The sequence below is a fragment of the Mycoplasma sp. HU2014 genome (assembly GCF_001199495.1).
Taxonomy (GTDB): domain Bacteria; phylum Bacillota_I; class Bacilli_A; order Mycoplasmatales; family Mycoplasmataceae; genus Mycoplasma.
Genome location: NZ_LFYS01000074.1, coordinates 1 through 14177, shown reverse-complemented (window position 1 = coordinate 14177; position 14177 = coordinate 1). Strand labels below are relative to the sequence as shown.

The 14177-nt window shown below is 28.6% G+C and carries 18 protein-coding genes; 1 reads left to right on the top strand and 17 read right to left on the bottom strand.

What is annotated here, in order from left to right:
• Positions 1-5 precede the first annotated feature (5 nt).
• The 16 genes from rplN to AB668_RS04905 form a co-directional block, all read right to left on the bottom strand.
• The gene (rplN, locus tag AB668_RS04985; protein ID WP_004429034.1) at positions 6-374 is read right to left on the bottom strand and encodes a 50S ribosomal protein L14; all 369 of its coding nucleotides are present in this window, start codon (positions 372-374) and stop codon (positions 6-8) included.
• A 16-nt stretch (positions 375-390) separates the two neighbouring features.
• Complete coding sequence (rpsQ, locus tag AB668_RS04980) at positions 391-648, bottom strand: 30S ribosomal protein S17 (protein ID WP_050517888.1); 258 nt, start codon at positions 646-648, stop codon at positions 391-393.
• On the bottom strand, positions 635-1123 hold the full coding sequence (gene rpmC / locus AB668_RS04975; RefSeq protein ID WP_050517887.1) for a 50S ribosomal protein L29: 489 nt from the start codon (positions 1121-1123) through the stop codon (positions 635-637). Before rpmC ends, rpsQ begins: the two co-directional genes overlap by 14 nt.
• Positions 1123-1536 (bottom strand): 50S ribosomal protein L16, encoded by a 414-nt coding sequence (rplP, locus tag AB668_RS04970; RefSeq protein ID WP_050517886.1) that lies wholly within the window; start codon positions 1534-1536, stop codon positions 1123-1125. Before rplP ends, rpmC begins: the two co-directional genes overlap by 1 nt.
• A 2-nt stretch (positions 1537-1538) precedes the next feature.
• Complete coding sequence (rpsC, locus tag AB668_RS04965; RefSeq protein WP_050517885.1) at positions 1539-2246, bottom strand: 30S ribosomal protein S3; 708 nt, start codon at positions 2244-2246, stop codon at positions 1539-1541.
• 16 nt (positions 2247-2262) lie between these two features.
• Positions 2263-2598 (bottom strand): 50S ribosomal protein L22, encoded by a 336-nt coding sequence (gene rplV / locus AB668_RS04960; RefSeq protein ID WP_050517884.1) that lies wholly within the window; start codon positions 2596-2598, stop codon positions 2263-2265.
• A gap of 21 nt (positions 2599-2619) precedes the next feature.
• Positions 2620-2892 carry a 30S ribosomal protein S19 gene (rpsS, locus tag AB668_RS04955; protein WP_050517883.1) on the bottom strand — a complete coding sequence of 91 codons (273 nt, stop codon included), beginning with the start codon at positions 2890-2892 and terminating at the stop codon, positions 2620-2622.
• Between the two features lie 22 nt (positions 2893-2914).
• On the bottom strand, positions 2915-3757 hold the full coding sequence (gene rplB / locus AB668_RS04950; RefSeq protein ID WP_004429021.1) for a 50S ribosomal protein L2: 843 nt from the start codon (positions 3755-3757) through the stop codon (positions 2915-2917).
• A 64-nt stretch (positions 3758-3821) separates the two neighbouring features.
• Positions 3822-4112: a 50S ribosomal protein L23 gene (gene rplW, locus AB668_RS04945; protein WP_050517882.1), complete on the bottom strand. Its 291-nt coding sequence runs from the start codon at positions 4110-4112 to the stop codon at positions 3822-3824.
• On the bottom strand, positions 4112-4738 hold the full coding sequence (gene rplD, locus AB668_RS04940; RefSeq protein WP_050517881.1) for a 50S ribosomal protein L4: 627 nt from the start codon (positions 4736-4738) through the stop codon (positions 4112-4114). The genes rplW and rplD overlap by 1 nt, the downstream gene beginning before the upstream one ends.
• 15 nt (positions 4739-4753) lie before the next feature.
• Complete coding sequence (rplC, locus tag AB668_RS04935; RefSeq protein WP_050517880.1) at positions 4754-5440, bottom strand: 50S ribosomal protein L3; 687 nt, start codon at positions 5438-5440, stop codon at positions 4754-4756.
• An 80-nt stretch (positions 5441-5520) separates the two neighbouring features.
• Positions 5521-5829, bottom strand: coding sequence for a 30S ribosomal protein S10 (gene rpsJ / locus AB668_RS04930; RefSeq protein ID WP_042733529.1), 309 nt, complete (start codon positions 5827-5829; stop codon positions 5521-5523).
• 193 nt (positions 5830-6022) lie between these two features.
• Positions 6023-9103 (bottom strand): spermidine/putrescine ABC transporter permease/substrate-binding protein, encoded by a 3081-nt coding sequence (gene potCD / locus AB668_RS04925; RefSeq protein WP_050517879.1) that lies wholly within the window; start codon positions 9101-9103, stop codon positions 6023-6025.
• On the bottom strand, positions 9081-10076 hold the full coding sequence (potB, locus tag AB668_RS04920) for a spermidine/putrescine ABC transporter permease (protein WP_050517878.1): 996 nt from the start codon (positions 10074-10076) through the stop codon (positions 9081-9083). Before potB ends, potCD begins: the two co-directional genes overlap by 23 nt.
• A 3-nt stretch (positions 10077-10079) precedes the next feature.
• Positions 10080-11132: a spermidine/putrescine ABC transporter ATP-binding protein gene (gene potA, locus AB668_RS04915; protein ID WP_050517877.1), complete on the bottom strand. Its 1053-nt coding sequence runs from the start codon at positions 11130-11132 to the stop codon at positions 10080-10082.
• Between the two features lie 294 nt (positions 11133-11426).
• Positions 11427-12275 (bottom strand): Cof-type HAD-IIB family hydrolase, encoded by an 849-nt coding sequence (locus AB668_RS04905; RefSeq protein ID WP_050517875.1) that lies wholly within the window; start codon positions 12273-12275, stop codon positions 11427-11429.
• Between the two features lie 157 nt (positions 12276-12432).
• Here AB668_RS04905 and AB668_RS04900 point away from each other — a divergent pair, with 157 nt between their 5' ends.
• Positions 12433-13584, top strand: a complete 1152-nt coding sequence (locus AB668_RS04900) for an aminotransferase class I/II-fold pyridoxal phosphate-dependent enzyme (RefSeq protein ID WP_235443358.1) — start codon at positions 12433-12435, stop codon at positions 13582-13584.
• Here the strand turns inward: AB668_RS04900 and AB668_RS05780 are convergent.
• The coding region (locus AB668_RS05780) for an IS1634 family transposase (protein WP_201342702.1) at positions 13565-14177 on the bottom strand (613 nt) is incomplete at its 5' end. The genes AB668_RS04900 and AB668_RS05780 overlap by 20 nt on opposite strands.

The window sequence follows — 14177 nt, the reverse complement described above, 5'->3', positions numbered from 1 at the left end:
TCCCCCTATAATACTTCTGGAGCTAGAGATGCAATTTTTGCAAATCCTGCTTCTTTAATTTCACGTGCGATTGGACCGAAAATACGAGTTCCACGTGGTGATTTATCATCTTTTACTAATACTGCTGCGTTTTCAGAAAATTTAATGTATGTTCCATCTTCTCTTCTTAATTCACGAGTAGTTCTAACAATAACAGCTTTAACAACTTGACCTTTTTTAACAACTGCACCTGGAGCTGCAGAAATAACTGAACAAACAATAATGTCACCAATACCTGAGAATTTTCTAACTGAACCACCTAAGTTACGAATAACACGAACTTCTTTAGCACCTGAGTTATCTGCTACTTTTAATTTAGATAATGTTTGAATCATATAATTTTATCTCCTATTATAAAGTTGCTCTTTCAATAACTTTAACTAATCTAAAGTTTTTAGTTTTTGATAAAGGACGTGTTTCCATAATTTCAACTTTATCACCCATTTGAGCGATTTGTTGTTCATCGTGTGCTTTATATTTTTTAGAATATTTAACACGTTTTTTGTAGATTGGGTGGTTTTTGTAAGTTTCAACTAACACAGTAATAGTTTTGTCCATTTTGTCAGAAACAACTTTACCGATTAATGTTCTTCTACTATTTCTTTGCATCGTCTTCGTTCTCCTTTGTTACTTTTTTTCTAGGACTTGGTTTTTTTGCTTCTTTTTTTTCTTCAGCTTTAACTTCAGCTTTTTCTTCTTGGCCTGCAGCCATTGCTTCAGTCATAGCTTGTTGCATGTCGCTTTCTTCTACTTCAGTTCCAAATTGTTGATTGTATTGTTCTTCGATCATTTTTCTTTGTTTTGCTCTAACTTCTTTTCCTGCTTTTTCTGCTTCAGCAACTGCTGCGTTGTAATCAGCTTTGATAACTTTATTAGTGTTTTCTCCGCTTAAACGTCTTTCAGCTAAAGTTAATTCAATTCTTGCAATTTCTTTTTTAATTTCTTTAATACGGTGAGTTTGTTCTAAACTTCCAACTGCTGCTTGGAATTTTAAAGCAAATAATTCAGCTCTTTTAGATTCACCAGCTTTGATTAATTCATCAACTGATAAATTTCTAATATTTGTCATTTTTGATTTAGCCATTAATTTTCACCTCTTTTAACAAATTTACAACGAATTGGAAGTTTGTGAGCAGCTAATCTTAAAGCTTCTCTTGCAACTTCTTCACTAACTTGAGCAACTTCAAACATAACTGTTCCTTTTTTAACAACTGCTACTCATTTTTCTGGGTTCCCTTTTCCTGATCCCATACGTACTTCTGCAGGTTTTTTAGACATTGACATATGTGGGAAAATTCTCATTCAGATTTTTCCATCACGTCTCATGTAACGAGTCATAGCAATACGTGCTGCTTCGATTTGGTGGTTGTCAATTCAAGCACCATCTAAAGCCATTAATCCAAATTCACCAAAGTTAATTTCTTTAGCTCCTTTAGCTTTTCCTTCATAACTAACTCTGTGAGGTTTACGATATTTAGTTCTTTTTGGCATTAACATAATTATCTCTTACCTCCTTTATTAGCTTTTGTTTTTTCCATAACTGATGAAGAGTTTTTAGAATTTTTCATGCTTCCTAAAACTTCACCATGGTTAATTCAAACTTTAACTCCGATTTGTCCATAAGTAGTTGGAGCTTCATATAAAGCGTAATCAACATTAGCTCTTAAAGTTGATAGAGGAACTGATCCTTCTAAGTAACCTTCAGTACGAGCCATTTCAACTCCACCTAAACGTCCACTTACAGCAGTTTTAATTCCTTTAACTCCTGCTTTTAAAGCTTTTCTAATTGCTAATTTTTGAACTGTTCTGAATGAAGCACGGTTTGTGATTTGTTCTCCAATTCATCTAGCAACTAAAGTTGCATCAGCATCAGGGTTTGAAATTTCAACAACTTTAACATTAACTTTTAAGTTTCTATTTTTAACTGTTTTTTTAACAGTTAAAGCGATGTTTTCAACATTTTTACCTTCTTGGCCTAAAACGATAGCTGGACGAGCAGTTTTAATGATTAAAGTTAAATCTTTAGTAGTTCTTTCGATATCAATTTTTGATACAGCAGCATCTTTTAATAATTTGAATACAGCATTACGAATTTTAATATCTTGATCTAATCATTTAACGTATTGAGTTTTTTCAGCATATCATCTGTTTTCTCAATCTCTAACAATTCCTAAACGTAAAACATTTGGTGATACTTTTTGTCCCATTTTCTACTTGTCCTTTCTATCTTTCGTCACTTACCACGATTACAACGTGGCTAGTTCTTTTTAGAATTTCATATGCTCTACCGTGAGCTCTTGGTCTAAAACGTTTTAATGTTGGTCCTTCGTTAACAAAAATTGTTTTAACGAATAATTTATCAGCATCCATACCGTTGTTGTTAACAGCATTAGCGATAGCTGAGTTTAATAATTTTAATACAGGTTCAACTGCATCTTTGTTTGTGTTTTGTAGAATTGCAATTGCATTTGCTACAGGCTTGTTTCTGATTGTATCTGCTACTAATCTAACTTTTCTAGGAGAGATACGAATCATAGATAATTTTGCTTTTGCTTCCATATTAATTCTTATCCCTTCCTATTATTTTTTCTTACCTTTTTTCTTATCGTCACCATGTCCACCGAATTTACGAGTTGGAGAAAATTCACCTAATTTGTTTCCAACCATATCTTCAGTAACATAAACTGGGATAAATTCTTTTCCGTTATAAACACCGAATGTTTTACCGATGAATTCAGGGAAAATAGTTGATCTACGTGATCAAGTTTTGATTACTTCTCCATCTTTAGCTGATTCAACTTTTTTAAATAAGCTTTCATCAACAAATGGTCCTTTTTTCAATGATCTTGCCATATTTATTTATTCTCCCTTTCTATTATTTTTTATTACGTCTTCTTACAATTAGTTTTTCTGAAGCTTTTCTTGTGTTTCTTGTTTTTACACCCAATGCTGGTTTTCCTCATGGAGTAACTGGAGATTTACGTCCAATTGGAGTACGTCCTTCTCCTCCTCCGTGTGGGTGGTCGTTAGGGTTCATTACAGATCCACGAACAGTTGGACGAATTCCTCTTCAACGATTACGTCCTGCTTTTCCTCAGTTAACTAAATTGTATTCTTCGTTTCCAACTTCACCGATTGTTGCATAACATTCAGCTAAAACTTTTCTAACTTCTCCAGATGATAAACGTAAAGTTACATATTTACCATCATCATCTTTTCCTAAAATTTGAACTGATGAACCGGCACTTCTTGCCATTTGTCCACCTTTTCCTGGTTTTAATTCAACATTGTGAATTAAAGTACCTTCAGGAATGTTTTTTAATGGTGCAGCATTACCAACTTTAATATCAGCGTTTTCTGATGCAACAATTTTCATTCCTACTTGCATTCCTTTAGCAAATAATACGTAACGTTTTTCTCCGTCTAAGTAGTTTACTAAACAGATGAATGCATTTCTGTTTGGATCATATTCGATTGATGCTATTGTTCCAACAACATCTCTTTTGTTTCTTTTGAAATCAATAACACGGTATTTTTGTTTGTGTCCCCCACCTTTATGGCGAGTAGTGATTAAACCGCGGTTATTTCTTCCGGCTTTAGAACTTTTTGAAACAACTAATGATTTTTCAGGTGTATCTGTTGTAAGAATTTTTGAATAATCAATTGTAGTCATATTTCTACGACCATTAGTTGTTGATTTATATTTCTTAATTGCCATGTTTTTCCCTTTCTATTTAATGCGCTTACAATAATTTATCCGGGTAGATCTATCTATAAGTCGCTTATTCTGCTAAGTCATTTAAGACTTCTAATTGTTCACCAGCTTTTAAAGTGATGATTGCTTTTTTGAATGAGTTTGTTTTTCCAACAAATCTTCCCACTCTTTTTTCTTTTCCGTCATAGTTCATAGTTCTAACTGATGATACTTTAACTTCAAAGATTTCTTCAAAAGTTTTTTTAATTTGAACTTTGTTAGCTTTTTTATCTACTAAGAATGTATACACACCATTTTGGTGTCCCATGTATGACTTTTCTGTTAACACAGGCTTTTTAATAACTTCTGTTAAGTGCATTATGCGTATACCCCCTCAACCGCTAAAACAGCTTCTTCTGTAATTAATAATTTAGTTGCATTTAGTAAGTCAAATACATTTAATTGGTTAGCAGCTAATGTTTTAATTTTACTAATGTTGTTTGCTGACTTTAATACTAACTCATCTTTTTCTTTAGTAACGATTAGTGTTTTTTGATCATCAATTTTTAAATCTTTCATTACTTCAACCATACCTTTTGTAGATGGTTTTGCAAATTCAAATTTGTCAACGATTACAAGATTGTTTTCTTTAGCTTTTAATGATAATACTGATCTGAAAGCTAAAGCTCTAACTTTTTTGTTAACACTTTTTGTGTAATTAATATCAGGTGTTGGACCAAAGACAACTCCCCCACCTCTTCATTGAGGTGCTCTAATAGATCCTTGACGAGCACGTCCAGTACCTTTTTGTTTTCAAGGTTTACGTCCTCCTCCAGAAACTTCAGCACGGGTTTTAACTTTTCTAGTTCCTTGTCTTAAAGCAGCTTGTTGAGCAACAACAGTGTCATAAATAGCTTGTTGGTGAGGTTCGATTCCTCATACGTTATCATTTAAAGTAATTTCTTTAACTTCATTACCTTTAATATTTAAAACTTGTATTTTCATCTGTTACCTCTCTAATTAAGCTTCTGTTGATTCTGCTTCAACTTTTGCATTTCTATTTAATAATTCTGCTGCTTGTTTGCTTTGTAGTCCTTTAACATTTTGTTTAATTTGAACAAATCCTTTTTTAGGTCCTGGAATTGATCCTTTAATTAACATTAAGTTGTTTGTTGAATCAATTGCAATGATTTCTAAGTTTTGGATAGTTCTTTTAGCGTGTCCCATGTGACCTGCCATTTTTTTAGATTTAAAGATACGGTTAATGATTGCTCCCATTGAACCTATTCCACGATGGTATCCTGATCCATGTGCCATTGGTCCACGTGAGTAATTATGTCTTTTAATTCCTCCAGCAAATCCTTTACCTTTAGTAATTCCTGTAACATCAACGTATTCACCAGAAACGAATACATCACTAGCAGTAATAACTTGACCTAGTTCATATCCAGTCATGTTTCTGATTTCTTTTACGAAGCGCTTAGGAGCTGAATTAGATTTTTTGAAGTGTCCTAATTCAGGTTTGTTTACTAAGTTAACTCTTTTATCAACAGTTCCTAATTGAACAGCTGTATATCCGTCAGTTTCTTGTGTTTTAACTTGTAAAACTGTGTTTGGTTGAACTTCAACTACTGTAACTGGTACTAATTGTCCTGCTTCAGTAAATACTTGAGTCATTCCCAATTTACGTCCTAAGATTCCTTTCATTGTTTTCCTCCTAATTGATAATCATGTATATTCGGGCAAATTTTTATATTTTGTATTTTCTAATGAATTTAAGAAGATTATTATAATTTAATTTCAATATCTACACCGCTAGGTAATTGAACTCTTTTTAGAACATCCATTGTAGCTGGTGTTGGGTTTAAAATTTCTAATAATCTTTTGTGTGTTCTCATTTCAAATTGTTCTCTTGAGTATTTGTAAACGTGAACAGATCTTAAAATAGTAATAATTTGTTTTTCTGTTGGTAATGGGATTGGTCCACGAACTTTAGCACCAGTACCTTCAGCAGCTTGAATTATTTTAGCGATGCTTTGATCAACAATAGCGTGATCATAGCCTTTTAATTTAATTCTCATTTTTTGTTCTGCCATGCTGACCTCCTGTTTTATAATTTTATCAACAACACTTACCAGTGTGTTGTAATAGAGCACACAAAATATACATGCAATTTATATTCTACACTATTTTATATAAAAATACTATACCTATTTTTTCATTATTTTCTAAAAGGTAAAAAGTTAGTAAAAACAATCTAAATAAAGATAAAAAAATAGTCTCGAAAGACTATCTTTTTCCTGCAACTATTTTTGTAAATCTATTAACTAAATAATTATCAACTTTTCCATTGTATGTATAAGCTAATTTTTCATTACCATTTAGTTTGAATTTATCACCTTGAGAAGTTATTGGAAGATATAGATTTTTAGATTCTCAGTAGAATCCTTCCTCATCTTTTTTATCACTTGTAATTTCTTCATCAACACTAACTAAAGGAGAGGCTTGACCTACATATTCAGAAACAGCAAAAGCGTTTTCATATATAAAGTTAATAAATTTATATGATAATTCTAAGTTTTTACAATCTTTTGAAATAACCATACTATCAGAATAGATATTTGTTGTTTCATATCTTATTTCTGTCTTATCACCAACTTTAATTTCATGTTTTTTATTTGGTCTACCGAAGATGTATCCCTTTGTTCCACCAATCGGATCCCCTTCTTCATCTCTAAGGGTGTTTGCAGTAGCAGCATCACCGTTATACATAAAAGCAAAATCAAATTTACCATCTGTTGCCTTATCAATTAAATCATCACCATTTAATGAAACGTTAGGATTTCTAACTAATTTTAAAATATGCTCCGCAGCTTTATCCACAAGTTCTTTGCTTTCTATATTAACTGTTTGACCAGCAAGTTGAGCACCAATCATAAAGATATTTTTTGGATCATTATTTAAAACAACATTTTTTCCAGCTTCAGCTGCTTTCAATAAAATATCTCAACTTAAAGTTGAATTTTTTATTTCAGTTTCGCTTCCTTCAATAAATTCAACTTTTTGTTTTTCTAAGAATTGTATGTTTTCAAGGGTTGGATTAACAACAATTGACATATCTCCTCATAAGTAAGGAGCTGCATAATCTATAATTGAACCAGTATCTAAGTATTTTCCTTCTAGATCTAGTTTATTGTTATTTTCACTTTCATTTATTTTCTGTTCAATAACTTTAACTTGAGATTTAACCATTGTTTCTAGTAATGGGGTTTGAATTTCAAAATATTTATCTTTTTGTTTATCTTTATTAATAGAAAATTCTTTTCCATCTGTACCTTTAAATGTAGCTCGAACATTTATTTTAGAATAGTCTAGTTTTTGAATTCTATTTTCATTAGCTAAACGTTGGATCATATAATCACTAGGAACCATAACATCATATCCAACAGTTTGAATTTTATTATATAAGTTCTCATTTGAATCATAAGTTTGATAACTTATTTTTACATTATTAAGTTCTTCAAATTTTTTTATTAGTTTAGTATCAATATACTCTCCTCAGTTAGCGACAATTAAATCATATCTATTATTTAAAACATAAGCAGTAGTTAATCCTGAAAATGCACCTGCTGTTATAATAACAACTGAAAAAGTTTTTCAAGTTCTAGTAACAAATGATTTTGCGTGATATTTTGATTGATTTTTAATTAACAATTTCTTTTGTAAATTAATTACGTGTTCACTTAGTTTGTTAAATTCTTTTTGTTTTTTATCAATTTTAATTTGATATTTAGTTTCAAAGTTTGAAATTAGTTTTTGTTTTTCTTCTTCTAATTGTTGAATTTGATCTTGATCATCACAATTTTGAATTTTTTCATCAATTTGATCTGTGATTAAAACTTTTGTATAAATTTGAGATAAAACTTCATCAATTTTATCTGTTAATTCATTAATTATATTTTTTCTAACATCTTGAAAATCACGTAATTTTTCAACAACCATTCTTAACTTGTAATGATCTTTTCCTTCTTCAAGTTCTATGATTCATTCTTCAAGATAATTAATTTTATTTTTATATCATTCAACAAGTTTTTTAGATGGATCTTTTTCTTGTTTTAATTCTTTTTTTAGAGTTCTAATTTTAGCTTTAATTTTTTTAATTTTTAAACTAGCAGTTTTTTCACGTTCTTTAATAACTTCTATCTTATCTTCTAAAAACTCAATTTTTTCTTCTAGGTTTTGAATTTGTAAAGTTAATTTAGCCGCTTTTTTAACATCAGTTGTTTTTATTAATTGTATGTCTAGTTGACTTAGCTTTTTATTAGCTTTTTTTAATCTAGATTCATAACGTTTTTCTTTACCTATTTTTGATTTTAATTTATACTGTTTTCACTCAAGTTTAGAAATCTTTTTATCATAGTTATTAGTTTTAAAAATAAATAATTTAAATTTTAAACTAAAGTATTTAAACCATAAACTTAACCTAAAAGAAGTTTTAATTATAGTTTTATTATTTAAAATATCTTTTAAGTTTTCTAATTCTTTATTTAATTTAGATAATTCTTTTAATTTATAAGTGTTGTTTTGTATTTTTTGTTTTGTTTCAGTTTTGTATTGTTTATAAATAACAATTGCATTTCAAGTAATAATACAAATAGCGATTATTGCAACTAAACCAGTACCAAAAGCAAATACAAAAGGTTTAATTTTTTTAGCTGTATAAATAAATGTAGAAATATTTGTTTGATCTCCACCAGTAAAATAAGAAATAATAAAATCATCAAAACTCATCGCAAAAGCTATTGCACTTGCTGTAATAATAGCTGGTTTTAAAATAGGAATTATTACTTTAAACATAACTTGGTGGTTCTTAGCACCTAAATCATAACTAGCATCAATTAAGCTTGGATCGATTTTTCTTAATCTAGGCATAACTGTAATTAATACGTAAGGAACGTTAAATGAAATGTGAGCCATAATCAATGTTATGATTCCAAATTTTAATCCACTTAATAAAAATACAATCATTAATGAAACTGCAGTCACAACATCAGCATTAATTAAAGGAATATTAGCAATTGAATATCATTTATTTCTTGTTGCTCTTTTTGTTTTACTTAAACCAATAGCAGCAAGAGTTCCAATAATTACTGAAACAATTGTTGAAATAACTGCAACAAATATTGAAGTAAAAATAGATTTTAAAAATGGTGAATCAGAAAACATTCTTGAATATCATCTAAATGAAAATCCTTCTCATCCTAAAGTAGTTTCTCCACCATTAAACGAAAGTACAACCATCGCAGCAATTGGTGCATAAATAAAGGCGATAATTATTGCAAAGTAGCTATTTTTTAAGAATCTTTTCATTTTTCTTACCACCCCTTACTTCAAATTTATTACTTAATAATTTCATAATTATAATAATAGCAAATACCATGATTGCTAAAACAACTGAAATAGCTGCACCGAATCCAAAATCACTTCCTTGGAAGAAGTATGATTCAATAGCTTGAGCAATTAAGTTAATTTTTCCATCACCCATATAGTGAACAACTATCAGACTAGTTGCTGCTTGAACTAAAACTAAACTAAATCCAGTTAAGACTCCTGGCATTGATGAACGTAATGTTATAGTTCAAAAAGTTTTAAACGGTGAACAACCTAAATCTTGAGCAGCATGCTCTAAATCTCTAGGTCTTGATTCTAATGAATCATAAATTGGAGCTATTGCAAAAGGTAAGAACATATAAGTCATACCAATAACCATAGCAATAGGTGTACCTATTGATGATGCTGCAAATAAATAAAATAAAGATCTAAGTCCTAAAACTTTTAAAAGCATAGAAATTCACATAGGCATTGTGACAATTACTCACATATTTCTTGCTAGTATTTTTGATCTCATTTTAGACATAATTAACGCAATAGGATAACCCATTAAAACACACATAAATCCAGAAACAAATGCATAAGCGATTGAAAGCAATAATGAAATCATAAGATCATTATCAGTAAATAAAGTTATAAATTTTTCAATAGATATTCTAAATAATTTGATACCATCAGCTGGTTGAACGATTGCATAAATAACAATCAAAATTAAAGGAAGCACAACTAAAAATGACATTACTACAAAAAATGGTAATAATATCGGTCATACTTTTCCTTTTGCAAAATTAAATATTTTAGTTTTTGAAAGTCGGTTATTAATTTCTTTTATTTTTACTCTGAAATTTTCACGTTTTATTTGTACTTTTTGATCATCGATAGCTTCTTCAAGTTCTTCTTGATTAAAACCACTTACGCTAATTTGAATGTCTTTTATATTTTTATCTTTCATAAACTATTCAACTTCTTTTCACATAACGTGAATACTTTCATATTTTCATTTAATAGAAACTTTTTGCCCGACTTTATATTCATCAATTGTATCAATAATTCATTCTCTACCTTTTGATGTTTTAACAATGATTTCTCAAAGATTTCCTTTAAAAGTAGTATTTATAACTGTTACATTGAAAAATCCTTTATCTACTTTATCGATAATTATGTCTTCTGGTCTTATTACGATATCAATATTTTTTTCTTTTTCACCGAAGTTTGTATCCATACATACAAATTCTTTACCATCAAATTTAACTAGATTATCTTTTACAAAAGTTCCATCAGTTATGATATTTGAACTACCAATAAAGTTAGCTACTCATGCATTTTCTGGTTCATTATAGATTTCTTCAGGTGTTCCGATTTGTTGAATAATTCCATCATTCATAACAACAACACGATCACTCATACTTAATGCTTCTTCTTGATCGTGACTTACCATAATAAATGTAATTCCAATTTCACGTTGTAGACGTTTTAATTCTTCTTGCATTGTTTTTCTTAATTTAACATCTAATGCAGCCATAGGTTCATCTAATAATAAAACTTTAGGTTTCATAACAAGTGCCCTAGCAATTGCAACACGTTGTTTTTGTCCACCACTTAATTCACTAACTTTTTTTTCTTCATATCCTTCTAAACCAACTTGACGAATTTGTTTAGCAACTTCACGTTCGATCATGTCTTGTTTAGTTTTTTTAACTCTTAACCCAAAAGCAATATTTTCAAAAACATTTAAATGTGGAAATAATGCATATGATTGAAAAATAGTGTTGAATTGGCGTTTATTAATTGGAATAGGTAATAAGTTTTTATCTTCAAATAAAATTTCACCACTATTTGGTTTTTCAAATCCACCTATGATTTTTAATGTTGTAGTTTTACCACATCCACTAGGTCCTAGAAAAGTGATGAATTCCCCTTCTTTAATATTGAAACTAATACCTTTTAAAATAACTCTACCATCGAATTCTTTTGTAACGTTTCTTAATTCTAATATATTATTTTTCACAATTCTCCTCCTATATTCATTGTATTGAATATTAATAAATTTAAATACAATAACAGAAGTCTAAAAAGACTCCTACTTAAGGAGAGACTTTCGGTTTCTAAAGTTATTTCTTTAATTTGAGAATGAGAAAAAATAACATCTAGTCATTCAACAATTATGTAATTAATTTGTTTTAACATTTTCTCATCTCTTTTCTATAAATAATTTTATTTTTAAATATAATACTTTTAATTGTAAATTGTTTTAAAAAAAATACAAATAAAATATTTTTTATAATTTTATTTGTTATTAATATTAATTTTTAGGGATCGGTTCTTTTAAAACATGTTTGTAAATATAATGTCCAACTCCACCATCATCACAACTTAATTCAGTTATATCATTCGCTGCTTTTCTAACATTATCACGATAGTAATTTTTCATTACAACTCCAGTTCCAGCAAATTTTAACGCTTCAATATCATTTTCTCCATCACCAAAGAAAATAATTTCTTCCGGTTTAATATTTAATTCATTAGCAATATATTCTAATGCATAACCTTTATTAATTGATTTGGGGTTGATTTCAACATTTTCTTTAGCATTAGTAATGTAACTAAATGAATAAATACTATAACCTTTTTCTTCAATTTCTTTTCTTAAAGCTCTCATATTTTGACGTTTACCAAAACAAATATATTTTGTTATGATTGCATCTGGATCTTTTTTAGGGTCATAAGTTTTAACAACTCTTTTAACTCTTCTTTTCATTCATAAAGCAAATATTGAAAATCCTTTACTTTTATAAGCTGTATTTTCATCTAATCCATAAGCAAAAACGTGAGCTTTATGTTTCATAGCTAATTCAAAAATTTCTTTACTTTCTTCTTTTGTAAAATGTTTAGTATATCTAACTTTAACACTACCATCAGTTTCATAACTAAAAACTTGTCCACCATTTAAACTAACAAATGGAATTCCTGTATTCATTAAGTCTAATTGTTCAGCTGCAACTCTTGTTGTGTTAATATTTCTTCCTGTTGCGATTACGATTTTAATACCTTTTTCTTGTGCTCTTTTTATTGCTTGTTTAGTTAATTTATTAATACCGCATTTGTGTGATAAAACCGTTCCGTCCAAGTCAATTGCAATCATTTTATACATAGTAAAACACTCCTTTTAAAATAATTATAACAAGTTAATCTTTATAGGATATCTAATAAATTTTCATACTAAACAATATTTCTCACAATAATTTTTACATAAAAGACTGTTTTAAAAAATTATAATAAAGATAAGAAGTAAAAAGGGAGGACTTTGAATGAAAGATCAATCAAATTGCTCGGAAAACTTTAATTGTTTAGATAAACTAAAAATTGATTTAAGAAAGCAAACAAAAGAAAGAAGATGAGATGAAACTTTCTTAAAAGCCAATTATCAATTAGATGATTATAGTAAAGTGTTAAATTGTTCTATAGCTGATACTGATTTTGGAACACCAACATTTATATCAGATGAAATAATAGCTAGAGCTAATAAAAGAAGTTATAGTTATACTTACATATTTGACGAATCGGCAAAAGCAGTAATTGAATGATATAAAAAATTTCATAATATTTCATTAGAAGAAAAATGAATAAGACTAGGTAATGGTACAGTTAATGCGATGCACCAAGCTATTATTGCTATGACTAATGAAAATGATTCAGTTTTAATTCAATCCCCATTGTATAAACCATTTGGAAAAAGTATACTGTCAAACAATAGAAAAGTGGTTGAAAATAAACTTATTTTTGACCAACAAGCTAAAACATATAAAATTGATTTTGATGATTTTGAAAATAAAATCAAAACTAATAATGTAAAAATGTTTATGTTCTGTAATCCTCATAATCCAGGTGGAATCAGATGAAACAAAGAAGATATCAATAAAATAATTAAAATTTGTGAAGAAAATAATGTTTTTATATTTTCTGATGAAGTTCATGGTGATTTAGTTTTAAATAATAAACAACACTTATCGCTACTTAGGTTTGATGTTAAAAATGATTTCTTTGTTGTAGCAACTTCACCAAGTAAATTATTTAACTTATCAGGTTTACAAGGTTCATTCATAATTACAAAAAATGCTGAAGTTTATGCAAAAATAAATGAAGCTTATACAAAAAGCGGATTATCTTTACCAAATGTATTTTCTCAACAAGCGATGATTGCTGCTTATACAAAAGATGAAACTTTAAGTTGGGTTGAGAAATTTAAAACACATATAATGCAAAACTTTGATTATGTAAAGCAAAATTTATTAGACAAATATAGCGATGTATTAAAATATGTAGAAATGGAATGTTCATATGTTGTTTGAGTTCAATTTAATTCAGTAACACCTGAAGAATTTAAACAAAATCTTTCGAGAGAGAATTTAGTTGTAACCTGAACTTTTCACGTGCGTGTGACTAGTTTAGGTTTTTATTAATATCTTTTGTGCATTGATTTACATCTTTTTCGGTTATTTTTAATGCAGATAAAATTATCTTTTGAGTCTTGCTTAAACCATAAGAACTTACATATGTTTTATTGAATTTTGCTAACTCCATTTTTGATAATTCACTAAACAATGTGTTCACTGTATGATGACCATTTTCAGCTAAAAATTCTTTCATACAATAACTGAAATATGATCTAACAATCAATGCTAAAAATGAAATAAACATTTTTGATTCTAAAACCAATCTATCTTGAACATTAAATTTATTTAAATCAAAAGTGGTCTTAACAGTTGAAAATGCTTTTTCAACAAGATCTCTTTTCTTGTATTGAGTAAGTATAAATTCTAAATCAGAATCAACGTTTGAAACTATTATTGAGAACCCTGCATTTTTGTGAACTTTTTCAAAAACATTTTCTTTTAAAAAAACAACTTTTTGATTATTTTCATCAACATTAATATCAAAAAAGTTTTTGTATTCTTTTTTTAAAACTTCAATATCTAATTTTGAATCTAAAATAGTTTGTTTAGCTTTTTGCATTTTTCTAAAGAAAGCTTTTTTCTTGTTTTCAGCTAATTCT